Annotated in this window: 22 protein-coding genes and 1 pseudogene; 8 read left to right on the forward strand and 15 right to left on the reverse strand. The window is 66.8% G+C overall.

Annotation, left to right across the window (positions count from 1 at the left end; translation table 11 throughout):
• From AAG801_RS24255 to lpxO, 3 genes are all read left to right on the forward strand, one after another.
• On the forward strand, nucleotides 1-240 hold a 240-nt coding region (locus AAG801_RS24255), incomplete at its 5' end, for a helix-turn-helix domain-containing protein (protein ID WP_341890663.1).
• The gene (locus AAG801_RS24260; protein WP_341890664.1) at nucleotides 237-1,667 is read left to right on the forward strand and encodes an ATP-binding protein; all 1,431 of its coding nucleotides are present in this window, start codon (nucleotides 237-239) and stop codon (nucleotides 1,665-1,667) included. The genes AAG801_RS24255 and AAG801_RS24260, both read left to right, overlap by 4 nt.
• Before the next feature lie 93 nt (nucleotides 1,668-1,760).
• On the forward strand, nucleotides 1,761-2,657 hold the full coding sequence (lpxO, locus tag AAG801_RS24265; protein WP_101489287.1) for a lipid A hydroxylase LpxO: 897 nt from the start codon (nucleotides 1,761-1,763) through the stop codon (nucleotides 2,655-2,657).
• A 10-nt stretch (nucleotides 2,658-2,667) separates the two neighbouring features.
• On the opposite strand, the gene AAG801_RS24270 is transcribed toward lpxO, so the two are convergent.
• A complete protein-coding gene (locus AAG801_RS24270) occupies nucleotides 2,668-3,357 on the reverse strand; it encodes a phosphatase PAP2 family protein (RefSeq protein ID WP_341890665.1) in 690 nt (229 codons plus the stop codon).
• A 124-nt stretch (nucleotides 3,358-3,481) separates the two neighbouring features.
• On the opposite strand from AAG801_RS24270, the gene AAG801_RS24275 reads away from it, so the two are divergent.
• From AAG801_RS24275 to AAG801_RS24285, 3 genes are read left to right on the forward strand one after another with little or no spacing between them, the layout of a single operon-like run.
• A complete protein-coding gene (locus tag AAG801_RS24275) occupies nucleotides 3,482-4,162 on the forward strand; it encodes a response regulator transcription factor (RefSeq protein WP_341890666.1) in 681 nt (226 codons plus the stop codon).
• Nucleotides 4,159-5,511 (forward strand): HAMP domain-containing sensor histidine kinase, encoded by a 1,353-nt coding sequence (locus tag AAG801_RS24280; RefSeq protein WP_341890667.1) that lies wholly within the window; start codon nucleotides 4,159-4,161, stop codon nucleotides 5,509-5,511. The genes AAG801_RS24275 and AAG801_RS24280 overlap by 4 nt, the downstream gene beginning before the upstream one ends.
• A 16-nt stretch (nucleotides 5,512-5,527) precedes the next feature.
• Nucleotides 5,528-5,752: an oxidoreductase-like domain-containing protein gene (locus tag AAG801_RS24285; RefSeq protein WP_341890668.1), complete on the forward strand. Its 225-nt coding sequence runs from the start codon at nucleotides 5,528-5,530 to the stop codon at nucleotides 5,750-5,752.
• Here the strand turns inward: AAG801_RS24285 and AAG801_RS24290 are convergent.
• The 11 genes and pseudogenes from AAG801_RS24290 to AAG801_RS24340 all read right to left on the reverse strand — a co-directional run bounded on the left by AAG801_RS24290 (nucleotide 5,746) and on the right by AAG801_RS24340 (nucleotide 17,828).
• Complete coding sequence (locus AAG801_RS24290; protein WP_341890669.1) at nucleotides 5,746-7,182, reverse strand: hypothetical protein; 1,437 nt, start codon at nucleotides 7,180-7,182, stop codon at nucleotides 5,746-5,748. The two genes, AAG801_RS24285 and AAG801_RS24290, sit on opposite strands and share 7 nt — an antisense overlap.
• Nucleotides 7,183-7,193: 11 nt before the next feature.
• Nucleotides 7,194-7,992: pseudogene (locus AAG801_RS24295) on the reverse strand (aminoglycoside phosphotransferase family protein).
• A gap of 14 nt (nucleotides 7,993-8,006) precedes the next feature.
• Nucleotides 8,007-8,483: a nucleoside deaminase gene (locus AAG801_RS24300; RefSeq protein ID WP_341890670.1), complete on the reverse strand. Its 477-nt coding sequence runs from the start codon at nucleotides 8,481-8,483 to the stop codon at nucleotides 8,007-8,009.
• Between the two features lie 11 nt (nucleotides 8,484-8,494).
• Nucleotides 8,495-9,265, reverse strand: a complete 771-nt coding sequence (locus AAG801_RS24305) for an ABC transporter permease (RefSeq protein WP_153285556.1) — start codon at nucleotides 9,263-9,265, stop codon at nucleotides 8,495-8,497.
• 11 nt (nucleotides 9,266-9,276) lie between these two features.
• Nucleotides 9,277-10,131, reverse strand: a complete 855-nt coding sequence (locus tag AAG801_RS24310) for an ABC transporter ATP-binding protein (RefSeq protein WP_341890671.1) — start codon at nucleotides 10,129-10,131, stop codon at nucleotides 9,277-9,279.
• A complete protein-coding gene (locus tag AAG801_RS24315; protein WP_341890672.1) occupies nucleotides 10,131-11,165 on the reverse strand; it encodes an ABC transporter substrate-binding protein in 1,035 nt (344 codons plus the stop codon). Before AAG801_RS24315 ends, AAG801_RS24310 begins: the two co-directional genes overlap by 1 nt.
• Nucleotides 11,166-11,319: 154 nt before the next feature.
• On the reverse strand, nucleotides 11,320-12,318 hold the full coding sequence (locus tag AAG801_RS24320; RefSeq protein ID WP_099795640.1) for a TRAP transporter substrate-binding protein: 999 nt from the start codon (nucleotides 12,316-12,318) through the stop codon (nucleotides 11,320-11,322).
• A gap of 54 nt (nucleotides 12,319-12,372) precedes the next feature.
• Nucleotides 12,373-13,638: a TRAP transporter large permease gene (locus AAG801_RS24325; RefSeq protein WP_341890673.1), complete on the reverse strand. Its 1,266-nt coding sequence runs from the start codon at nucleotides 13,636-13,638 to the stop codon at nucleotides 12,373-12,375.
• A 1-nt stretch (nucleotide 13,639) separates the two neighbouring features.
• Nucleotides 13,640-14,257 carry a TRAP transporter small permease gene (locus tag AAG801_RS24330; protein ID WP_341890674.1) on the reverse strand — a complete coding sequence of 206 codons (618 nt, stop codon included), beginning with the start codon at nucleotides 14,255-14,257 and terminating at the stop codon, nucleotides 13,640-13,642.
• Nucleotides 14,258-14,294: 37 nt separating this feature from the next.
• The gene (locus tag AAG801_RS24335) at nucleotides 14,295-15,209 is read right to left on the reverse strand and encodes a dihydrodipicolinate synthase family protein (RefSeq protein ID WP_192193075.1); all 915 of its coding nucleotides are present in this window, start codon (nucleotides 15,207-15,209) and stop codon (nucleotides 14,295-14,297) included.
• 318 nt (nucleotides 15,210-15,527) lie between these two features.
• Nucleotides 15,528-17,828: an NADP-dependent malic enzyme gene (locus tag AAG801_RS24340; RefSeq protein ID WP_192193070.1), complete on the reverse strand. Its 2,301-nt coding sequence runs from the start codon at nucleotides 17,826-17,828 to the stop codon at nucleotides 15,528-15,530.
• A gap of 238 nt (nucleotides 17,829-18,066) precedes the next feature.
• On the opposite strand from AAG801_RS24340, the gene AAG801_RS24345 reads away from it, so the two are divergent.
• Entirely contained in the window at nucleotides 18,067-19,404 is a 1,338-nt protein-coding gene (locus AAG801_RS24345) for an NAD(P)/FAD-dependent oxidoreductase (RefSeq protein ID WP_341890675.1), read from the forward strand.
• A 2-nt stretch (nucleotides 19,405-19,406) separates the two neighbouring features.
• Here AAG801_RS24345 and AAG801_RS24350 read toward each other — a convergent pair whose 3' ends face one another.
• From AAG801_RS24350 to gcl, 3 genes are read right to left on the reverse strand one after another with little or no spacing between them, the layout of a single operon-like run.
• Nucleotides 19,407-20,327, reverse strand: coding sequence for a 2-hydroxy-3-oxopropionate reductase (locus AAG801_RS24350; protein ID WP_341890676.1), 921 nt, complete (start codon nucleotides 20,325-20,327; stop codon nucleotides 19,407-19,409).
• Nucleotides 20,328-20,350: 23 nt separating this feature from the next.
• A complete protein-coding gene (gene hyi / locus AAG801_RS24355; RefSeq protein ID WP_341890677.1) occupies nucleotides 20,351-21,136 on the reverse strand; it encodes a hydroxypyruvate isomerase in 786 nt (261 codons plus the stop codon).
• 17 nt (nucleotides 21,137-21,153) lie between these two features.
• Nucleotides 21,154-22,947, reverse strand: a complete 1,794-nt coding sequence (gcl, locus tag AAG801_RS24360) for a glyoxylate carboligase (protein WP_341890678.1) — start codon at nucleotides 22,945-22,947, stop codon at nucleotides 21,154-21,156.
• Between the two features lie 192 nt (nucleotides 22,948-23,139).
• On the opposite strand from gcl, the gene AAG801_RS24365 reads away from it, so the two are divergent.
• Nucleotides 23,140-24,042, forward strand: coding sequence for a LysR family transcriptional regulator (locus tag AAG801_RS24365; protein ID WP_062473378.1), 903 nt, complete (start codon nucleotides 23,140-23,142; stop codon nucleotides 24,040-24,042).
• Nucleotides 24,043-24,260: the final 218 nt, after the last annotated feature.

A 24,260-nucleotide genomic window follows, 5' to 3' on the forward strand; every position in this document is an offset into this window, starting at 1 on the left:
GAACTGTCGCGCTGCGAGTTCGACCTGCTCGCATTGCTGCTCAAGCGCACCGGCCGCGTGGTCACGCGCCGCGTGATGGAAGAGCAGGTGCTGCCCGGCGGCCAGGCCAACGGCAGCAACTCGCTCGAAGTGCACATCTCCAACCTGCGCAAGAAGATCGGGCAGGGCTACATCCGCACGGTGCGCGGCATCGGCTACGTGATCGACACGCAATCGCTGGTGCGGAGTCCGTCGAAATGATGCGCCAGCTGGCGCGGCGCTGGAAGAACTGGAACCAGCCGTCCCTGATGCGCCGCCTTCTGGTGGCGCAGATGGCCGTGGTCGCGCTGCTGTGGACCTCGGCCGTGGGGCTGCTGTTGTACGACTCGTACAAGGACCCCGGGCTGCTGAGGTTCACCGATATCTTCCGAGCGGCATTGACCATCGCGGAGAACCTGGCGGATCGTCCCGTGCAGCAGCGGCAAGCGCTGGAAGCCTTCGATGTCATGCTGGCCGAGACGTTCAGCGACGGTGACGAATCCAAGGAAGCCCTGGCGATCATGCAGGTGTGGCAGCACGGCAAGCTGATCTACAACTCGCGCGCGGGCGTGCCCGTGCTGCTGAACTCGGCGCCCGACCTCAACGAGACGCTGGTCGCGGGCGGGCGCGAGTGGCGTGCGCGCACGATGGTCTCGCCCATCGCCGACACCCGTGTGGTGCTGGCCGAGCCCAGCGTGTGGCGGCTGGCCATCACCGTGCTGTCGCGTGGCTACTACCTGCTGCCGCTGGTGATCAGCCTGCCGTTTCTCATCTTTCCCGCCTGGCTGTCGGTGCGGCTGGCGCTGCGCCCGTGGCGCCAGGTGAGCCGCGAAACCGCCGAGCGCGGCCCCGACGACCTGACGCCGCTGTCGTACATGCCGCCGCACAAGGAGCTCAAGCCGCTGGTGCAGAGCATCAACAGCCTGCTGCTGCGGGTGCAGGACAGCACCACGCGCGAGCGCAGCCTGATCGCCGATGCGGCGCACGAGCTGCGCACGCCGCTGGCGGCCATGCGCGTGAACGTCGAGGCGTTGAAAGAGCAGAGCACCGACGAGGGCCAGCGCGAACTCATGGCCAACCTGCTGCGCAGCAACGACCGCGCGGCCCGGCTGGTGGGGCAGCTGCTGCAGCTCATGCGCAGCGACGCGGTGGCCAGCAACGCGCTGCCCGTGATGCTGTCGCTCGACGGGCTGGTGCAAGACCGGCTGGCCATGATCGAGGGCCTGGCGCGATCGCGCGGCGTGGAGCTCGAACTGGTGTGCGACGACGCCGTGCCGGTGCTCGGCGAGCGCGAGAGCCTGGTCTCGATGATCGACAACCTGATCGACAACGCGATCAAGTACAGCCCCTGCGGCGCCACCGTGACGGTGCATGTGGCGCGCCAGGGCGCCCAGGCGCTGCTGACCGTGGCCGACACCGGACCGGGCATTCCGCCCGCGCTGCGCGAACGCGTGTTCGACCGTTTTTTCCGCAACCCCGACCAGACGCAAAGCGGCAGTGGGCTGGGCCTGGCCATCGTCAAGTCGGTGGTCGACCGGCACGGCGGCAACGTCGTGCTCGACGAGGCCCTGGGCGGGGGCTTGCGGGCCAGGGTGCGGCTGCCACTGGCGCAGGCCGACGTGCCGCAGCCCTTGCTCGTCTGCGCCTGAGCCCGGGGGGAAAGGCCCCGGCCAGGCCGGTTTCGGGGTAACGATTTACACTAGCCGGCTCCCCCGGCGCTCGTCTACAGGACACTTTCACCAATGAAGTGGGTCATTCTTGCCATCTTCGTGCTCAGCGCACTCTACGTTCACTTCCGTGGCCAGGTCCGGCACAAGTTCTTCAGACAGCTCTCTGATCACTCGACCTTCCTGGCGCCGCTGAACGTCTTCATGTACCTTTTCTCGAAGGTGCCCGGTACGCCGTACCTGTCGCCTGCCGAGTTCCCCGAGATGCGCATCCTCGAGGAAAACTGGGAAGTCATCCGCGAAGAAGCGCTGGCCATGCGCAACGGCGGCAGCATCAAGGCCTCGAGCCAGTTCAACGACGTGGGCTTCAACTCCTTCTTCAAGAGCGGCTGGAAGCGCTTCTACCTGAAGTGGTACGACGAGGCACACCCCTCGGCCGCCGTGCTGTGCCCGCGCACCACCGAACTGCTGAAAGGCATCGGCACCATCAAGGCCGCGATGTTCGCCGAGCTGCCCCCGGGCAGCCGCCTCGTGCGCCACCGCGACCCGTTCGCGGGTTCGCTGCGCTATCACCTGGGCCTGTGGACGCCGGGCGTGGAAGGCTGCTACATCGACGTGGACGGCCAGCGCTACCACTGGCGCGACGGCGAGGCCGTGGTGTTCGACGAGACCTACATCCACTACGCCGAGAACACCACCGACCACGACCGCGTGATCCTGTTCTGCGACATCGAGCGCCCGCTGAAGTACCGCTGGGCCAGCGCCGTGAACCGCTGGTTCGCGAAGAACCTGCTGGCTGCTGCTGCTTCGCCCAACGACGCGGGCGACAAGACGGGCGGCCTGAACCGCGCCTTCAAGTACATCTACCAGATCCGCGTGGTCGGCAAGCGCCTGAAGGCCTGGGACAAGCGCGCGTACTACCTCGTGAAGTGGACGATCTTCGGCGGCCTGGCGCTCTGGATTTTTTGGTAACCGACAGCGCTTAAGCCTCAGCCAGCACCAGCCGCGCACGCGGCGTACGGCGCCAGCACACCAAACCCGCCAGCAGCACACCGCCGAGCACGTCGAGCAGCACGTGCTGGCGCGTGGCCAGCGTCGAATAGACGATCCCCGCGGCCCACAGCAGGTTCACCCACTGCGTCCACGCGGGCGCCTGTACGCTGCGCAGCTGGCGGCCGAGCCACACGGCCGCGAACACGGCGAACGCCACATGCAGCGACGGGAAGGCATTGCCGCCCGCATCGGCGCTCTTGAGGAACTGCAGCGCCGGGTACTGCGACCAGTCGATCGCAAAGCTCGGCACCACCGTCGGAAAACACCAGAACACCGCCAACCCGATGGCCGCCATGAGCGCGGCCCCGCGTGCGCAGGCCCACAGCTCGGCCTTGTTCTTTGTGAAGGCCGGTGCGAGCGAAATGTAGAACCACAGCGAGCTGTACAGCAGCATCGCGTCGTCGCTCACGCCGACCCAGTGGTCGATGGCCGTGAGTGGCATCACCGTCGGCACCGAGGGCGGGTGGTGCATCACCCAGAAGTACAGGACGAAGAAGCCCGAGATGCCGAGCGTGGAGCCGATCATCTTCACGACCCACAGCGTGGCGAACCGCTGCCCCAGCGCCAGGTGCCAGGGCGTGACGGGGAGGGCGGCGGGGTTCGGGCGGAGGGGCGTCACCGATGCGCTTTCAGGAGAGGGAAGCGCCACAGCGTAGGCGCCTGCATTGCGTGAACATTGCGTTACCCGGTGTGGGGGCTCTCTAGAATCATCCGCCTGTCCCGTCCCTTGTCGATCCCCCCAAATGAGAATCCTGCTTGTCGAAGACGAAGCCGACCTGGCGCAGGCGCTCGCGTCGGCGCTGCGCCAGAACCAGGCGGTGGTCGATGTGGCGAGCTCGCTGCGCGCGGCCGAGGAAGCCGCGCTCGGCGCGCCCTACGACGTGGTCGTGCTCGACCGCGGGCTGCCCGACGGCGACGGCCTCTCGCTCGTCGCGTTCCTCGCGCAGAACGGCATCGCCTGCGCCGTGCTCGTGCTCACCGCCATGACCGACGTGGCCGAGCGCGTGCTGAGCCTGGACGGCGGCGCCGACGACTACCTGGCCAAGCCTTTCTCGATGGACGAGCTGCTGGCCCGTGTGCGCGCACTGGCACGCCGCCCCGCGGTGCGCGCCAACTTCATCATGACGCTCGGACAGCTGCGCTTCGACCACCACACGCGGCAGGCCCACGTGGGCGAGGCCTGCCTCACGCTGCCGCGGCGCGAGCTGCTGGTGCTCGAGACGCTGCTCGAACACCGTGGCCGCACCGTGTTGCGCGAGGCGCTGCAAGACCGCGTGTACGGCCACAAGGACGACATTCAGTCGAACGCGCTCGACACGCACGTCTCGCGCCTGCGCTCCAAGCTCGACAAGGCCGGCGCGCAGGTCGAGATCCACGCGATCCGCGGCGTGGGCTACCTCATGTGCGTGCCCTCATCGGCATGAGCTTCAGTCTGCTTTCGCTGCGCTGGCGGCTGATCTGGAGCCTCATCCTCTTGCAGGTGGTGGTCGGGCTGCTCGTGATGGGCGGCTTTCTCGGCCTGGCCTGGGCGCTGGGCCGCGTGGTCGACGAGAACGGCCAGGAGACGGTGGCATCGATCCAGCGTGCCCTGACGCGCAGCCCCGACGGCCAGCTCGTGGCCGAGCCCACGAGCGCGCTGCGGCGGCTGCAGAAGGCCGACCCGCAGTTCTGGTTCATCGCACGCGACAGCCACGGCGCGGAATTGCGCCACGGCTTGGTGCCGCCCACCTACCTGCGGCTGCTCGACGCGCTCGACGGCACTGACCGCATGGCCATCGACCCCGAGACCGACGGCACGCGCCCCAAGGCCCGCTTCGAACGCGTCGAATCGCGCGCGGGCCCGGTGGCCGTCATGGCGCAGACCGGCGGCCCGCTCACGTTGGAGAACACGCTCAAGGGCACCGGCATCGCCTTCCTGTTCCTCGTGGCGCCGATGGCGCTCGTGACCTGCCTCGGCGTGATCCTCGCGACGCCCTTCGTGGTGAAGCGCGGCCTGAAAGGCGTGGTGGCGACGGCGGAGCATGCCGAGGGCATCGACGTGCACGAGCGCACCACGCGCCTGCCGCTGGCCAATGTGGCGAGCGAGATCCGCCCGCTGGTCAATGCGGTCAACCGCGCCTTCGACCGGCTCAACGAAGGCTACGACCGGCAGGAGCGCTTTCTCGCCGATGCCGCGCACGAGCTGCGCACGCCGATCACCACGCTGCAGATTCACCTCGAAGGCCTGCCGAACGATCCGCTGAAGATGAAGCTGATGCAGGCCTCGGCGCGGCTCGCCACGCTGGCCGAGCAGCTGCTCGACCTGCAGCGCCTCGACCACGGCCTGTCGCTGGACCACCAGGTGGAGCTGAAGTCGCTCTGCGAACGCGTGGCGGCCGACATCGCGCCGCTCGCGATCCGCAGCCGTTGCACGCTGTCGGTCGATGCGCCGCAGCCGCTCACGGTGCGCGGTGATGCGCCCTCGCTCGAACGCGCGCTCTCCAACCTGATCCAGAACGCCATCGAGCACGGCGGGCCGGGCTGCGACATCCAGGTGCGGCTGTGCGAGCCCTCATGCATCGAGGTGCGCGACTCGGGCCCCGGCATTCCCGAAGCCGACCGCGAGCGCGTGGTGGCGCCGTTTCACCGGCTCGTGCCGCGCGGACGCGGCGCCGGGCTGGGCCTGCATCTCGTGGCCGAGGTGGCGCGGCTGCACCGCGGCCAGCTGAGCATCGGGTCGAGCGAATCGGGCGGCGCGAAGATGCGCCTTGAGCTGATGAACCTCGACGCTTGAAGAAGAACCGTCTGCCATGAATGCCATCGACCGGCTGCCTGAACCCACGAACCTTGTCGGCGCGCAAGCGCTGATTGCGCGCGTGCAGGCGATGCTCGATGCCGAAGGGCTCGCGATGCGTGCGCCGCCGCCGGAGCCGACCACCTGCTGCGGGCGTGGCTGCAATGGGTGCGTGTGGGAAGGGTGGCTGGCGGCTGTGGCTTATTGGCGGGATGAGGCGTCGCTGCTGTTGGATCAGTAGAAGCGGGGCCGCAGCACCGTCATCGTTTCCGCACCCGGCAGCTGGTCGACAAACAGATGCTCTGCAACCAGGTAGCGCCCCACCACGCTGCGCAGATCGGGGGACTCGTACACCGTCACGGTGTCGTGGCGTTCGGTGTACATCAGCTGGTAGGTCGGGCCTTCCTTCAGCATGTAGAAGCAGCCATCGCTGCTGACTCGCTCGGTCCTGATCCTGCCTTCGTACCAACGGGTGGCCATCGCGTGATCCACCAGCGCATGAGCGTCGATCGTGAACACTGCGCGGCACTCCTCGGGCGTGAAGTCGTCGCGAAGCGCCGCGCAGTCTTCGCCGTTGTAGGCCTTGTGGATCAGGTCCGATCCTGTGTTTAGCAGCAAGGCGTCGATTTGTGCGTGGCGGTCCGGCGGCTGCACCATCTGGTAGGGGACGACCAACGGAGGCGTGGCGACGTTGGCGATGTGAAAGGGCTCGACACCCATTTCCCGGCTGGTGGACAGCGCCAGGTACCAGCGTTCCTGCGCCTCGCGCGGTGTCCTTCGCGTGGCCGTCACGTTGCCGACATAGTGCACGCGGCGTTCGCCCGTGCCGGTGAGCGTGGATGGAACGACGTCAGCGCGGCCCGCGCCCCAGAACTGATCTTTCAACGACCAATCGCCATCCACCGGATCGTTCAGGGTCTGGACGATGAGGTCCGCGATGATCTGCGGTGGTGCCTGCGTGGGTTGGCCGTCCACCGATGCCGGCACCACGGCATCGACCCGGAACGCCATCGGTTCGCCGAGGCGAGAGCTTTCATCGCGACTGATGTGAATCGCTTCGAGCGCCCGGCGCCTTGGCTGCGGCACGGCGCTTCGCACGAGTGTGTAGACGGCCACCAGCGTCAGCACGCCGAAGATCGGAAACACCGGCAGCCCCACCAGCAGCCACAGCAGGTTCCAGCCTCCCTCCAGCGACCAGCGCAGTGCGTTGAAACCGAAGGCGGCGAAGAATGCCAGTACAGCGGTCGAGACCAGTGAACTGAGCCATTGAACAACCCTGCTCTGTGGGCTGTGCTCGGCCTCTGGCGGCGGGGCCGGAGACGTCCACGCCGTGTCATGCCGCTGCACGATGCGCGGCAGGCCGATCACGCGCGGATCGGGCAGGGGCGTCCAGAAACTGTCGTCCTGCGCGGTCAGCGCGATCGTGCGGATGCCATCGCTGTGTTCGAGCTGCAGCGAAGTCTGCGCGACGCCATCGTGCGCCGCGTCCTCGAAGCTTAGAGGCCGCGCATCAAGCACGCGGTGATAGCGGCGCTTCTCGACGTCGACGATCAGCGTGTCCGCACCGGCAGACGCCGCATGAAAGCTCTCGTCAGAAGACGCAAGGCCTTCAGACAACGGCAGCGCCAGAACCCGCGCGAGGAAATCGAGGTAGGAGTGAGGGCGAGACATGCGTCCGAACCCTAGCCGGCGATCTCGAGCGCCGCCGCCACAAGCTTCGCCACCTCCAACGTGCTCCCAGGCGCCTCGCCATCTTCCAGCATCCACACCGACGACAGCCCCGCCCACGCCAGCACCCATTGCAGCAATCGCCGCTGCTCGATGCCTGTGGCCTCCGAGATGACCTCGATGCGGCGCGCAAAGCGGCCCGGTACCAGCGCGCTCTTGCCATCCGGGTTGCACAGGATGTTCGCGTGGTCGAAGCCGCGTTCGCCGTGCAGGCCCTTGGGGTCGATGGCGAGCCAGCCGGCCGGGCCGAAGTCGAGCACGTTGCCGTGGTGGATGTCGCCATGCAGCACGACCACATCGCGCGGCCAGCAGTTCGCGTGCGGTGCGTGCGCTGTGCGCGAAGACGCCGCCGTGCGTCGCCGCGCCGGCCCACAGCGCTTCGAACCAGCGCGTGAGCGGCACCAGCGTCGGCGGCAGTGGCGTGACGCGTGGCGCATGCAGGCGCGCAGCGGCGGCGCACAGGATGCGCGTGGCCTCGTCGTCGCGACCGTCTTGAACCATCTGCGCGAGCGAGGCCGTGCCTTGCGCGCGCACCATCAGCAAGGCTTCACCGTCATGGGCCAGAACGGGCGCGGCGCCGTCGCCGTTCCACCAGGCCATCAGCAGGCTGCCCGCCTGTTCCTCGGCCTCGTGCGAAACCTTGAGCATGGCCGGCGCGCCGTGCTGGCGCACGGGCAGCAGCGTGCCGCTCAGCGAGGTGAAGGCTTCGCCGTCGGGCGTGAGGCTCCAGCGTGCCAGGTAAGGCGCGAACACGCCGTGCGGCCCCACTAGCGCGATTCCCAGAACCCCCGGTGCGTCGCGATCATCTCGTCGGCCACCTCGGGCACCGGGCCGATCACCTCGACCGGCTTCTGTCCGCGCGCGAAGACCTCGCGGCAGGGCAGGCTCAGCGTCGGGTTCTCGGGGTGGTCGCCGGTGAGTGCGAGCAGCGCGGATTCTTCCGCGCCGTACACGATGCGCCCGATGTTGGCCCAGTAGCTCGTGCCCGCGCACATGGCGCAGGGCTCGAAGGTGGTCACCAGCGTGCATTGCCACAGGTATTCGGCCGGCCAGTTCTGCGCCGCATGGCGCGCGAGCGTGGCCTCCGCGTGATGCACCGTGTCGATGTTGCCCTGTTCGGCGAGGATGGTCTCGCCGTCGGGTGCGACGAGCACGGCGCCGAAGGGGTGGCGGCCCATGGCCATGGCGCGTCGCGCGACGGTGTCGGCACGACGCAGCGCGCGGGTGATCTGTTCGGGAGTCATGCCCCCATTATTTATTGGTTCTGCGACCCGCGATGCGCCCAGCCCGTCGTGTGCTTCTCGATCAGGCTGAAGAGTTCGTACATGACCATCGCCATCGCGCCCACCACCATCAGGCCCGCGAAGGCCAGGCCCATCTGCATGGCCGAGCCGGCCGAGATCAGCAGGTAGCCGATGCCCTCGTTGGCGGCCGTCATCTCCGACACCGTGGTGCCGACAAAAGCCAGCGTGATCGCCACCTTCAGCGAACCGAAGAAGTAGGGCATGGAGCGCGGCAGGCCGATCTTGATGAGCACGTCCCAGCGCTTGGCGCCCAGCACGCGCAGCACGTCTTCCAGCTCAGGCTCGAGCGTGGCCAGGCCGGTCGCGATGTTCACCATGATCGGGAAGAAGCTGATCAGGAACGCCGTGAGAATCGCCGGCCCGATGCCGATGCCGAACCACACGACCAGGATCGGCACGAAGGCCGCCTTGGGCAGTGCGTTGAAGGCCGTCATGAGCGGGTAGATCGCCGCATAAGCCAGGCGCGAGCTGCCGATCACGAAGCCCATGAGCACGCCCACCACGATCGCCAGGCCGAAGCCCGCCATCGTGACCCAGTAGGTGCGCCACGCGTGGCCCGCGATGATGGCCTTGAACTCCCAGAACTGCTCCCAGATGCGCAGCGGGCTCGGAAAGATGAAGTCCGACACGCCGAAGCCCGCGCAGATCACCTGCCACAGCAGGAGCACCGCCACGAGCAGCAGCCAGGGCGACCAGCGTTCGAGTTGTTTGCTGTTGTTCATTTGCCGCCTCCTCAGTGCGTGGCCGCCGCAGCGGAGGTGGCGGTGTTGCCGCGGATCGCGCCGATGTGGCTGCGCAGTTCGAGCACGATGTCGGTGAACTCCTTGGTGTAGGTCAGCTCCAGCTCGCGCGGGCGCGGGAGGTCGATCTCGCGCTTCACCACGAAGCGGCCCGGGCTCTTGCTCATCACGTACACCGTGTCGGCCAGGAACACCGACTCGCGCAGGTCGTGCGTGACCAGGATCACGTTGAACTGCTGCTCGGTCCAGAGGTCGCGCAGGATGCACCACAGCTCTTCGCGCGTGAACGCGTCGAGCGCGCCGAAGGGCTCGTCCAGCAGCAGCATCTTGGGCTCGTGGATGAGCGCGCGGCAGATGCTCGCGCGCTGCTGCATGCCGCCCGAAAGCTGCCACGGAAACTTGTCCTCGTAGCCGCCCAGGCCCACCTTCTGCAGCAGGCGGCGGGCACGCTCGACGTACTCCTTGCGCTTGGCCTTGAAGTTCGAGCGGTAGGGCTCGACGATTTCCAGCGGCAGCAGCACGTTGTCGACCGTGGTGCGCCACGGCAGCAGCGAGGGCGCCTGGAAGGCCATGCCCGAGATCTTCAGCGGCCCGGTCACGGGCTGGCCGTCGATGCGGATCTTGCCCATCGAGGGCATCTTCAGCCCCGTGGTGAGCTTCATGAAGGTCGACTTGCCGCAGCCCGAGGGGCCGACGATGGCGATGAACTCGCCGCGCGTCACCTTCAGGTCGATGGCCTCGACCGCGAAGTGGTTGGCGCGCAGCAGCTCTTCGTTGTAGGCGAGCCAGACGTCCTGGAAATCGACGAAGGGGGCGGCTGCGTCGGGTGTCGTTGCGCCGGCCGCCATCACTTGCGCAGGATTCCGCTGAGCTCGGCCGCGGGCGGGAGCATGGCCGCGGTCCACACGGCGTCGGGGCTCACGCGCGTCTTGGTGTTGAAGGCGTCGGACACCTGCGAGGCCATGAGCGACATGCGGCCCGCGTTGACGGCGCCGAAGCCCTCGCTGCGCGCGTCGGCGCTGTTGATGACGGTGTCGATCGCCAGTTGCAGGCGGCGCGTCTCGAGCTTGCTGTCGATGATGCCGTCGCGCGCCTTCACCGACTCGATGGCCACTGCCGGGTTGGCGATGACTTCCTTGGCGCCCTTGGCAAAGGCCGAGAGGAACTTCTTCACCGCCGCGGGGTTGTCCTTGAGCAGCTTGGGCGAGGCGATGATGACGTTGCCGTACAGCTTCACGCCGTAGTCGGGGTAGGGCAGGATCACCACGTCGGCCGCCTTGGCGCCGCGTGCTTCCAGGTTGAGCAGCGAGGTGAAGGTGAAGCCCGTGATGGCGTCGATGTCGCCGCGCACCAGCATGGTCTCGCGCAGCGTGGGGTCCATGGCGGTCCAGTTCACGGCACCGATGTTGTTGGCCTTGGCGAAGATCGGGAACGCGCGGCGGCCCGCGTCGAACACCGGCGCGCCGAGCTTCTTGCCGGCGAGGTCGGCCGGCTTGGTGATGCCGCTCTTCTTGAGCGCCATGACCGAGGCCGGCGTGTTGTTGTAGACCATCATCACCGCGACCGGCTTGTTCGGGCTGTCGGGGTTGTTGGCGTGGAACTCCATCAGCGCCGCGAGGTCGGCAAAGCCCATGTCGTAGGCGCCCGAGGCCACGCGCGTCACGGTGCCGCCCGAGCCGTTGCCGGCGTCGATGGTCACGTCCAGGCCGGCGGCCTTGAAGTAGCCCTTGGCCGCGGGGTGCAGGAACAGCGCGGCCGGTCCTTCGAAACGCCAGTCGAGCTGGAACTTGATCGGCGTCGGGCTCTGGGCAAAGGCCGAAGACAGGCCCAAGCTGAGGGCCGAGGCGGCGAGGAAGGACTGGAGCAGGTGACGCTTGTTCATGAAGGTTCCGAAATGTGAATGCTTCGGCATTCAAGCAAAAACGGTGCCCGCACGCGATTGGTGCGAACCCTTCCGGTGAATCACCGAGGTGCGCGGCCCGCCCAAGGCGTGTGCGGCGTGCACCGCGCCTGGGAATGCGGGGCCAGAAACCTCGTCAGAGCGTCGCGCCGATCTTGCGCAGCTCGGCGATCTGCGGCGCCTTGGGCAACCAGACCTTGTCGAACTCGGCGATGACCGGCGCGGGGTTGTAGTTGCTGGCGCTCTTGAACGCGATGCCGCTGGCCTTGAACTTGTCGATGAGGCCCAGCTCGGTGGTCACGATGTCCTTGATCTGCGCGTCGAGCTGCTGCTTCACGAGGTCGGTGATGAGCGCCTTGTCCTTCGCGTCGAGCGTCTGCCAGATGCGGCCCGACACCAGCGGCGCGAAGGGCATGAACAGCGCGTTCATCGGCAGCAGCGTTTTCGAGACGCGGTCGAAGCGCTGGTTCCACGAGAACTCGATGTCGGCTTCGAGCCCGTCGACCTGGCCGTTGGACATGGCGTCGAACACGCCCGGCGTGGGAATGGGCGTGGGCGCGGCGCCCAGCAGTTGGTAGAAGTCGCGGTACACCGGCGTGGGGTTGATGCGCAGCTTCATGCCCTTCAGGTCGGTGGGCGAGGCGATGTCCTTGGTCGCGAACACCACGCGCATGCCGGTGATGCCCCAGCCCAGGCCGATGGTGCCGGTCTCGCGCGGCAGCACATCGAGCAGCTTGAGCGCTGCGGGCGTGCGCACGAGCGAGGCGACGTTGGTGGTCGAGCGCACGAGGTACGGCGCGTTGATGGCCGCCACGCTCGCCACGCGCGAGCCGAGTTCGGCCGCCTGGATCCAGCCCATGTCGAGCGCGCCCGACTGCAGCTGCTGCATCATGGCGGACTCATTGCCGAGCTGGCCCGAGTGGAACACCGTGGCGCTCAGGCGGCCGTCGGTGGCCTTCTTCAGCGCCTCGCCGAAGCTCACCGCGGCGCGGTTCCACGAGTGCCCCGCGGGCGTGATGAGGCCCAGGCGGAATTCCTTGGCGGCGGCGGCACGCGACACGGTGCCGAAGAGGGCGGTCGATGCGGCAGCGGTGCCGGCGGCGGCCTGGACGAACTGGCGGCGGGAGAGAGGCATGCGAAGCTCCGGTGGGGTGAGGTGAAGTGAAGGAACGGGAAAGCGGATCGGCGCTTACTTGAGGAGCGCAAGAGACAGACTCGGGAACAGCGACAGCAGCACCAGCGCCACGCAGCAGATCAGGAAGAAGGGCAGCGTCACGATGAACATCTTTCCGGGCTTGGCGCCCGTCACCGCCGAGGCCACGAAGAAGCTCAGCCCCACCGGCGGCGTCATCAGCCCGAGCACGAGGTTGATGACCACCACCACGCCGAAGTGGCGCGGGTCGATGCCGTAGATTTCCGTCGCGATGGGCAACAGGATCGGCACGGTCATGATCAGCCCGGGAATGCCGTCGATCACGGTGCCGATCACCAGCAGGATCACGTTCACCAGCAGCAGGAAGGCAATCGGGTCTTTCGCCACGGTCTGTATCCATGCGGCCGTGGCCTGCGGCACCTTGCCGTAGATCAGCAGCCACGAGAACACCGCGGCCGCTGCCACCAGGAACAGCACCACCGCCGAGTAGATCGCCGACTTGAGCAGGATCTGCGGAATCATCGCGAAGCGGAATTCCTTGGTCACGTAGCGGCCCACCAGCACCGCGGCCACCGCGCCCACCGCCGCCGATTCGGTAGGGTTGGCCAGGCCGCCGAGGATCGAGCCGACGATCACGATCGGAATGAGCAGCGTCGGGCAGGCCGTGAGGATCGTGTGCAGCCGCTGTTTGACGGTGCGCTTCTCGGTGCGCGGGTAGTTGTAGATCAGGCCCATGCAGGCGATGACGATGAAGAACAGCACCGTGAGAATCACGCCGGGGATGATCCCCGCGATGAGCATGTCGCCCACCGCCACCTGCGCGAGCACGCTGTACACCACGAACATCACCGAGGGCGGAATGATCGGGCCGAGCATGCCGCCGTACACCGTGATGCCGGCCGCGAAGGTCTTGTCGTAGCCCTGCTTCTCCATCTCGGGCACCATGATCTGGCTCATGATCGCCACCTGCGCGGTGGCCGAGCCGATGATCGACGACACCAGCATGTTCGCCAGGATGTTCACGTAGGCCAGGCCCCCTTTCACCGAGCCGATGAAGGCCAGCGCGAGGTCGACCAGCCGCTTCGTGATGCCACCGCCGTTCATGATCTCGCCGATGAGGATGAACAGCGGAATCGCAATGAGGCTGTAGCTGTCGACGCCGCCGAACATCTGCACCGGGAACGACTGGAACAGCACCGTGTCGCCCGAGTTGAGGATGTAGACGATGCCCGACAGGCACAGGCAGGCACCGATCGGCACGCCGACCAGCATGATCAGCAGGAAAAAGGCAGAGGTCAGCATTTCAGTTCACGGCGTCCGCGTTGGCGACATGGAACTCGTCATGCGTGCGCTTGGGCTGCAGGCCGAGGTCTTCGAGGAGGTTGGCCAGCGCATGCACGCTGAGGGTGAGCGAGAAGATCGGCAGGATGAGCTGCACCAGCCACGTCGGCCAGTCGAGCGTCTGCGTGCGCTCGGTGTAGAGAAAGTTGAAGCTCTCGGCCGCGAACTCCTTCGCGTCGAAGCCGTGGCGCACGATGCCGGCCGGGTCCATCCACAGCCAGCACATCGCGAGCAGGGCCAGCCCGAGCAGCAGCACGCCGCTCGAAGCACTGGCCTTGGCGATGCGCGCGGCCCGGGTGCCGAGCTTGTCGGTGAGCAGCGTCACCGCAAAGTCCAGCCGCAGCCGCGTCATCGCCGACGCACCGATGAAGGTGAGCCAGACCACGCAGTACACCGAGGCCTCGTCCACCCAGTAGAGCGGAAAGCCGCCGTAGCGCGTGACCACGTTCAGCAGCACCAGCACGATGAGCAGGCCCATCAAGCTGCTGAGCAGGTGGCGCTCGCAGCGCAGGACAAAGTCCGACGCGTCGAGCACGCGGCGGGACAGGCCGCCGCTTTCTTTCAAGGCGTTTTCTTGCATGGTGTTCTGGGCCTTGGGGTGCGTCGTATGCGGCGGCTCAGGCGACCGACTGGTACTGCGTGGGCCGCGTGGCCAGCGCCTTGCCAACAACCTTCTCGATGAAGGCGCGCTCTTCGCCGATGAGCGGCAGGCGCGGGCGGCGCATGTGCTCGGTGCCCACGCCGACCAGCAGGTCGATGAGCTTGAGGTTCTGCACCAGCTTGGTCGACACGTCCAGATGCAGCATCGGCGTCATCCACTGGTAGAGCTTCAGTGCTTCGGCAAACTTGCCGGCCTTCATCAGGTCGTACAGCGCCACCGTCTCGCGCGGGAAGGCGCAACCGACACCGGCCAGCAGGCCGTCGCAGCCCAGCGCGAGGCCTTCGTAGGCCAGGTCGTCCACGCCCAGGAACAGCTGGTAGCGGTCGCCCACGGTGTTGCGCAGGTCGGTGATGCGGCGGATGTTGTCGGTGCTCTCCTTGATGGCCGCGATCCATTCGCAGTCGGCCAGCTCGACCATGTGCTCGGGCTTCAGGTCCACGCGGTAGGCCACCGGGTTGTTGTAGACCATGATGGGTTTCTGAGCCGCGTTGGCGATGGTGCGCACGTTGAGCATGGCTTCGCGCGCGTCGGCCACGTAGATCACGGAAGGCATGACCATGTAGCCGGCCACGCCCAGCTTGTTGGCGCCGTCCACGTAGCGCAGGGCTTCGCGGGTGCTGGTCTCCGACACGTTGGCCAGCACGGGGATGCGGCCGTCGGCGGCTTCCAGCGCGATCTTCGCGACCTGCAGCTTTTCTTCGAGCGTCAGCGTGCTGGCTTCACCGAGCGAGCCGCAGGTGACGAGGCCGTGGATGCCGTTGCGGATCTGGAAGTCGATGTGGCGGGCGGTGCCCTCGGCATCGATGCTTTCGTCGGCGTGGAACTTGGTGGTGATGGCGGGGAAGATGCCTTGCCAGCGGGGATTGCTCATGAACGTGTACCTCGAAAAAGAAGAGAAAGGGCGCTGCGGACAGCGGGTGGAACCAGGGTCTGAAGGCTTGGTTTATTAATATATTAGTAAGATATGTGAAATATCCGCTCAGGGTATTAGCAGATTGCGTGCCAGCCGAAATGGTGGTTGGACGCGCCTGAAAAGGGCGATCGGGCGTCTGGAAGCACCGCTTTGGCGCACCTCGCGCACCGGGTGCCTCAGGATGCGGCTGACGAAAAAAAGCCCCGCAGCGGTGAACGCGGCGGGGCGTGCGGCTCGCGACGGAGCCGGTGGGGCGCGGTGACTACGTCAGCGCCATCAGTCCTGGGCCTTCACCTTCGCCACGGCCAGCGCCGTCATGTTGATGATGCGGCGCACCGTCGCCGAGGGCGTCAGCACGTGGGCCGAACTCGCGGCGCCCAGCAGGATCGGGCCCACCGTGATGCCATTCGCGCCGGTCATCTTCAGCACGTTGTAGAGGATGTGCGCCGAGTCGAGGTTCGGGCACACCAGCAGGTTGGCTTCGCCGGAGAGCGTGGTCTCGGGCAGGGCGGTGCGGCGGATCTCGTCGGACAGCGCGGCGTCGCCGTGCATCTCGCCGTCGCACTCGATGTCGGGTGCCATCTGCGAGAACAGGTCGCGCGCCAGGCGCATCTTGCGTGCCGAGCCGCGGCTGGAGGTGCCGTAGTTCGAGTGCGACAGGAAGGCCACCTTCGGCGGCAGGCCGAAGCGGCGCACCTCTTCGGCGGCCATCACGGCGATGCTGGCCAGCAGCTCGGCGCTCGGGTCTTCGTTCACGTTGGTGTCGGTGATGAACACCGTGCGCTTCTCGAGCGTGAGCGCATTCAGCGTGGCAAAGCCGGGCGCGCCGCGCTTCAGGCCGATCAGGTTGCGGATGTGCTCCAGGTGCACGTCGAAGCGCCCGACCAGGCCGCAGATCATCGCGTCGGCATCGCCCAGGTGCAGCATCAGCGCGGCGATGGTCGTGTTGGAGCGGCGCACCATGGTCTTGGCGGCCTCGGGCGTCACGCCGCGGCGGCCCATGAGCTTGTGGAAGCTCTCCCAGTAGGTGCGAAAGCGCGGATCGTCCTCGGGGTTCACGATCTCGAAGTCGGTGCCGGGGCGGATGTGCAGGCCGGCCTTCTGGATGCGTGCCTCGATCACGGCCGGGCGGCCCACCAGGATGGGCTGGGCCAGGCCTTCGTCGACCGCCCACTGCGCGGCGCGCAGCACGCGCTCGTCTTCGCCCTCGGCGTAGGCCACGCGCTTGGTGGTCGAGATTTTTGCGGCGCTGAACACCGGGCGCATGAACATGCCCGTCTGGTAGACGAAGCGCGTCAGGTGCTGGCGGTAGGCCTCCATGTCCTCGATGGGGCGCGCGGCCACGCCCGAGGCGGCGGCCGCCTTGGCCACGGCCGGCGCGATGCGCAAAATCAGGCGCGAATCGAAGGGCTTCGGAATGATGTAGTCGGGGCCGAAGGCCAGCTCCTGCCCGGCGTAGGCGGTGGCCACTTCTTCGCTGATGTCGGCCTTGGTGAGGTCGGCAATCTCGCGCACGCAGGCCAGTTTCATTTCTTCCGTGATCTTGCTCGCGCCGCAGTCGAGCGCGCCGCGGAAGATGTACGGGAAGCACAGCACGTTGTTGACCTGGTTCGGGTAGTCCGAACGGCCCGTGGCAATGATGCAATCGGGCCGCACGGCCTTGGCCAGCTCGGGGCGGATTTCAGGCTCGGGGTTGGCCAGCGCCAGGATGATCGGCTGCGTGCCCATGGTCTTGACCATCTCGGCGCTCATGACGCCGGGGGCCGAGCAGCCCAGGAACACGTCGGCATCTTTCACCACGTCGGCCAGGGTGCGGGCACCGGTGTCCTTCTGGGCGTAGCGCGACTTCGATTCGTCGAAACCGCCCGCGCGGCCCATGTAGATCAGGCCCTTGGAGTCGCAGGCGTAGATGTTGGCGGGCTTGGCGCCCAGGCCGACCATCACGTCCAGGCAGGCGATGGCGGCAGCGCCCGCGCCCGAGACGGCGATCTTGACGTCTTCGATCTTCTTGCCGACCAGTTCCAGGCCGTTGAGCAGCGCCGCGGCCGAGATGATGGCCGTGCCGTGCTGGTCATCGTGGAACACCGGGATGTTCATGCGCTCGCGCAGCTTCTTCTCGATGTAGAAGCACTCGGGCGCCTTGATGTCCTCGAGGTTGATGCCGCCCAGCGTGGGCTCCAGCGCCGCAATGATGTCGACCAGCTTGTCGGGGTCGTTCTCGGCCAGCTCGATGTCGAACACGTCGATGCCGGCGAATTTCTTGAACAGGCAGCCTTTGCCTTCCATCACCGGCTTGGAGGCCAGCGGGCCGATGTTGCCCAGGCCCAGCACGGCGGTGCCGTTGGTGATGACGCCCACGAGGTTGCCGCGGGCGGTGTATTCGGCCGCGAGCGACGGGTCGGCCGCAATGTCGAGGCAGGGGTAGGCCACGCCCGGCGAATACGCCAGCGACAGGTCGCGCTGGTTCAGCAGGGGCTTGGTGGGGGTGATCGAGATCTTGCCCTTGACGGGCGAGCGGTGGTATTCGCGCGCTGCTTCTCGAAGTGCTTCTTCAGCGGGGGACAGGGATGCAGCCATTTGAAAAGTCTCCTTGGTTCTGGCGGGCAATGAGGCTACCGCAAAAGCGGTGCCTCTTCTCTCGGGGGGAACGACGAGACCCTCTATCTTCCGCCTGATCGAGAGGGTCTGCCGACTCGCTAAACTTCAACACCCCTGTTTTTGGGGGGCAAAAATCCGTGTCGCACGGGCGGTGCGGCGAACCATCGCCGATAGCGCCAAAGCGACACAGCGACAGAACAACACGGAGGGACATCGAATGACACCCGGACCTTTCACCGGCACCGAACCGGACGTCGTGGTCATCGGCGGAGGCCCGTCGGGCTCCACGGTGGCTGCCTTGCTCGCAGACAAGGGCCACGACGTGGTGCTGCTCGAGAAGGCGCAGCACCCGCGCTTTCACATCGGCGAATCCTTGCTGCCGATGAACATGCCGCTGTTCGACCGGCTCGGCGTGCGCACCGAGGTCGAGGCCATCGGCCTGCGCAAGCACGGCGCCGAATTCGTCTCGCCCTGGCACGACCACACCAGCCACTTCGACTTCGGCCAGGCGATGGACAAGAGCTTTCCCTATGCGGTGCACGTGCGCCGTTCGGAGTTCGACGAGCTGCTGTTCCGCCATGCCGGCAAGCGCGGCGCGCGCACCTTCGAGGGCCGGCGCGTCACCGGCGTCGACATGGACGCGGGCAAGGGAACGCCCGACAACCGCCCGCTCGTGAAGGTCAAGGCCGACGACGGCACCGAGACCGAATGGCGCCCGCGCTTCGTGATCGACGCCAGCGGGCGCGACACGCTGCTGTCGAACCAGTTCGATGCCAAGCAGCGCAACCGCAAGCACGCGAGCGCGGCGCTGTACGGCCACTTCGCCAACGCCGAGCGCCGGCCGGGCCGCTTCGAGGGCAACATCTCGCTGTTCTGGTTCGACCATGGCTGGTTCTGGTACATCCCGCTGAAGGACGGCACCGTGAGCGTCGGCGCCGTGGCCTCGCCGGCCTACTTCAAGCGCCGCAAGGGTTCGCTCGAAGACTTCCTCATGGAAACCATCGCGCTCGCGCCCAAGCTGGCCGCGCGCCTGAAGAACGCCACGCTGATGGAAGGCGCCACCTCCACCGGCAACTACGCGTACGACTCCAAGTTTTGCCGCGGCGACCGCTTCATGATGGTGGGCGACGCCTATGCCTTCGTCGACCCGATGTTCTCGTCGGGCGTGTACCTGGCGATGAACAGCGGCTTCGAGGCCGCGGCCTGCGCAGACCACTGGCTCAAGGGCGAGGCGAAAGAGGCCGAGAAGGCCTTCCGCCATTACGAGAAGGTGATGAAGCACGGCCCGAAGATGTTCTCGTGGTTCATCTACCGCATCACCTCGCCCGCCATTCGCCGCCTGTTCATGGCGCCGCGCAACATCTGGCGCATGCAGGAGGCGCTGCTGTCCATCCTGGCCGGCGACCTGTTCCGCAACACGCCCATCGGGCCGCGCTTCTGGGGCTTCAAGGTGACGTACTACGCGTCGTGCATCGGCATCCTGCCGCAGGCCGTGAAGACCTGGGCATGGCGCCGACGCAACCTGAAAGAGTCTCTGGACGCTGCAAAGAGCTAGTTTCAGTCGGGTGATACGGTGTGCTGGGCGAGGGCTTCCAAAGCCTTCACCAGCGCCGAGTGGTCCAGCTGGCCGTAGCCCATCGCCGCGCAGGCGTTCATCAGCTGCGCTGCGTTCGCGGTCTGCGGCAACGCCACACCCAGCGAGCGCGCGCTCTGCATCGCGAGGTTCAGGTCCTTCTGGTGCAGCGAAATGCGGAAGCCCGGCGCGAAGGTGCGCTTGATCATGCGTTCGCCGTGCACTTCGAGAATGCGCGAGCTGGCAAAGCCGCCCATCAGCGCCTGGCGCACCTTGGCGGGGTCGGCACCGGCCTTCGAGGCGAACACCAGCGCCTCGCTCACGGCGGCGATGTTCAGCGCCACGATGATCTGGTTGGCCACCTTGCAGACTTGGCCGTCGCCCGCGCCGCCCACCAGCGTCACGTTCTTGCCCATCTTGTCGAGCAGCGGCTTCACGCGGCCGAAGGTGCCTTCGTCGCCGCCGCACATGATCGTCAGGCTCGCGGCCTTGGCGCCCACTTCGCCGCCCGAGACCGGCGCGTCGATGTAGCCGGCGCCCAGCGCGACGATGCGGCGCGCGAATTCCTTGGTGGCGATCGGGTCGATGGAGCTGCAGTCCACCACGATCTTGCCCTGCGAACCCTTCAGGCCGTCGGCCACGCCTTCCGCGCCCGGCACGCCGAACAGCACCTTCTCCACGTCAGGCGTGTCGGGCACCATGATGAAGATGATGTCGGCCTTGCGTGCCACTTCGGCGGCCGAACCGCAGATGGTGGCTTTCGAGACGAAGGGCTCCGGCGTGTTGCCGTGCGTGTTCACGAAGAGCTCGTGGCCTGCGTCGAGCAGGTGGCCCGCCATGGGGGCGCCCATGATGCCCAGGCCGATGAATCCGATTTTTTGTGCGCTTGTTGCTGCAGTGGTCATGTCTCTGTTTCCTTCGTGAACGTTCATTGCTTTTTCGTGAGGGCTTCGCACCAGCCGAGGCCTTCCACCGTGGTGGCGCGGGGCTTGTATTCGCAGCCGATCCAGCCGTCGTAGCCCAGCGCATCGATGTGCTGGAACAGCCATGGGTAGTTGATCTCGCCCGTACCCGGCTCGCCGCGGCCGGGGTTGTCGGCCAGCTGGATGTGACCGATGCGTGCCAGCTGTTGGGTGAGCGTGTTGCCCAGCTCGCCTTCCATGCGCTGTGCGTGGTAGATGTCGTATTGCACGCGCAGGTTGCTCGAACCCACCTCGTCGATCAACGCCAGTGCCTGGTCGGTGCGCGTGAGAAAGAAGCCGGGGATGTCGAAGGTGTTGATCGGCTCGATCAGCAGGCGCAGGCCCGCGGCTTCCAGCTCGCGCGCGGCGAGGCGCAGGTTCTCGACCACGGTCTTGTGGGCGGCGTCGGTGCTCACGCCCGCTGGCACCTTGCCGACCAGGCAGTTGAGCTGTGGGCAGCCCAGCGCCGTGGCGTAGTCGATGGCCAGCGCGATGCCTTCGCGGAACTCGCCGGTGCGGTCCGGGTGGCAGGCGATGCCGCGCTCGCCCTTGTCCCAGTCGCCGGCCGGCAGGTTGTGCAGCACCTGCTGCAGGCCGTTCGTGCGCAACGCGGCCGTGAGTTCCTTCTTGTCGAAGGGGTAGGGGAAGAGGTACTCCACCGCCTCGAAGCCGGCCTTGGCGGCCGCCTCGAAGCGCTGCATGAACGGCAGCTCGGTGAAGAGCATCGTGAGATTGGCTGCGAACTTGGGCATGTCTTTCGTCTCCTCGATCAGTCCAGCATCGCCACCGCAAGGGCGGTCGGTGCGTCGGCCATGCTTTCGGCCAGCGGTTCGAATTCGTTGATGGCGTCGATCTCGGTGCCCATCGCGATGTTGGTCACGCGCTCGAGCATCACCTCGATGACGACCGGCACCTGGAACTCGGCCATGAGCGCTTCGGCGCGGGCAATGGCGGGCGCCATCTCTTCCTGCTTGTGCACGCGGATCGCCTTGCAGCCCAGGCCCTCGACCACCTTGAGGTGATCGACGCCGTAGCTGCCTTCGATGCCGGCGTCGGCCGGTGCGTTGATGTTGTCGAAGGCCAGCTGCACGCAGTAGTCCATCTCGAAGCCGCGCTGCGACTGGCGGATCAGGCCGAGGTAGGAGTTGTTGACCACGATGTGCAGGTAGGGCAGCTTGAACTGCGCGCCCACGGCCAGCTCTTCGATCATGAACTGGAAGTCGTAGTCGCCCGAGAGCGCGACGATCTTGCGCGTCGGGTCGGCGGCGCGCACGCCCAGTGCGGCGGGAATGGTCCAGCCCAGCGGACCGGCCTGGCCGCAGTTGATCCAGTGGCGCGGGTTGTACACGTGCAGGAACTGCGCGGCCGCGATCTGCGACAGGCCGATCGTGCTCACGTAGCAGGTGTCGCGGTCCAGGTGGTTGTTCATGCACTGGTACACGCGCTGCGGCTTCATAGGCACGCTGTCGAAGTTGGTCTTGCGCAGCAAGGTCTTCTTGCGCTCGCGGCATTCGCCGGCCCAGGCGCCACGGTCGGTGAGCTTGCCCGCGACCTTCATTTCCTCGGCCACTTCGACGAAGAGTTCGAGTGCGGCCTTGGCGTCGGAGACGATGCCGAAGTCGGGCGTGAACACGCGGCCGATCTGCGTGGGCTCGATGTCCACGTGCACGAAGGTGCGGCCCTTGGTGTAGACGTCGACCGAGCCGGTGTGGCGGTTGGCCCAGCGGTTGCCGATACCCAGCACGAAGTCCGAAGCGAGCACCGTCGCGTTGCCGTAGCGGTGGCTGGTCTGCAGGCCGCACATGCCGGCCATCAGCGGGTGGTCGTCGGGAATGGTGCCCCAGCCCATGAGCGTGGGGATCACCGGCACGCCGGTGGCTTCGGCAAAGCGCACGAGCAGGTCGGAAGCGTCGGCATTGATGATGCCGCCGCCGGCCACGATCAGCGGGCGCTCGGCCGCCTGCATCATGCCGATGGCCTTCTCAATCTGGGCGCGCGTGGCGGCCGGCTTGTAGGGCTTGAGCGGTTCGTAGGCGTCGATGTCGAACTCGATCTGCGCCATCTGCACGTCGAAGGGCAGGTCGATGAGCACGGGGCCCGGGCGGCCCGAGCGCATGAGGTGGAAGGCCTGCTGGAACACCTGCGGCACCTGGCCGGGTTCACGCACGGTGACCGACCACTTGGTGACGGGCTTGGAGATCGACTCGATGTCGACCGCCTGGAAGTCTTCCTTGTACAGGCGGGCGCGCGGTGCCTGGCCGGTGATGCAAAGGATGGGAATGGAATCGGCCCAGGCCGAGTACAGGCCCGTGATCATGTCGGTGCCCGCCGGGCCCGAGGTGCCGATGCACACGCCGATGTTGCCGGCGATGGCACGGGTGTAGCCCTCGGCCATGTGCGAGGCGCCCTCGACGTGGCGCGCCAGAATGTGCGCGATGCTGCCGCGCTGGCGCATCGCCGAGTACAGCGGGTTGATTGCTGCGCCCGGCACGCCGAAGGCCTGCGTCACGCCTTCTTTTTCCATCACCAGAACTGCGGCCTGGACCGCTGTCATCTTTGCCATTGAAAGTCTCCTTGAGGTGGCCCCACTGTAGGAAGCGGGGCGCATTCCAAGAAGACGGCTGGGGACCATAAAACCTATTCCATGGCGGAATAAATGGCTACCATGGTCGCCGCCGGGCCGCCCCAAGGCGACCGGCCCCCCTCGGGGGGCAGCGATACACGAAGTGATGAGCGATGGGGGTAAGGAGTATTCATGGACCGACTACTGGCTATGGAAATGTTTGTGCGGGTCGTCGAGACCGGCAGCTTCTCGAAGGCGGCGCGCGAGTTCAACACCACGCAGCCCACCGTGACCAAGCAGGTCGCGGCCACGGAGGCGCGTCTCAAGGTGCGGCTGCTCAACCGCAACACGCGCGGCGTGAGCCTCACGGAACCGGGCGCGCTCTACTACGAGAAGTGCAAGACCATCGTGCGCGACGCGGAGGAGGCCGACAGCATCGTGCAGCTGCGGCAGAACCAGGCGCAAGGCCTGCTGCGCGTGGGCACGTCGGTGGCCTTCGGGCGGCGCGTGGTGGTGCCGCTGGCGCTGGAGTACATGCGCCGGCATCCGCAGGTGCAGCTCGACCTGAGTTTCGAGGACCGCTACGTCGACCTCATCGCGCAGGGCATCGACGTGGCGATCCGCATGGGCAAGCTCGCCGATTCGTCACTGGGCGCGCGCTACCTCGGCGCGAACCCGTGGGTCATGGTGGCGTCGCCGGCCTACCTGAAGAAGCACGGCACGCCCAAGCGTGCGCAAGACCTGAGCGCGCACGTGGCGCTGATCTACAGCAGCGTGGTGGGCGACGAGTTCTGGCGCATGCACACGCCGAAGGGCGATCCGGTGACGGTGCCTGTGTCTGGGCGCTTCCGTTCCAACAACCTGTCGGCTGTGTTGGCTGCGGCGCGTGATGGGCTGGGCATTGCGTTGATGCCGCGCTATGTGGCGAGCGAGTCGCTGGCGGCTGGCAAGGTGAACGCCGTCCTTGGGGACCATGCGCTGCCGGAGCAGGAGATTCACGCGGTGTTTCCTTCGCCGAAGTTGGTGCCGGGGAAGGTGTCGGGGTTCGTGGCGTTTTTGCAGGGGCGGTTTGACGAGGGGTGGTGGGAGGCCTGAGCGGCTTGTTCAGGGCGCGTGCTCAGGCCATCGGGTACTTCCCTCCGCGAATGTCCCCCGCCTTCGGCTCCGGCGGGCTCAACCCGTCGATGCAACACTTCAGCGACGAATCGAGGTGTTAATTGACGAAGAGCACAGGTCAGCGAGTTCATCCGTCGGCTGCGCAGCAGCGGGAGATATGGAATCGATGGAAGCAAGGCGAGCGGATCGCCGAGATC

The sequence above is a fragment of the Variovorax sp. YR752 genome (genome assembly GCF_943372545.1).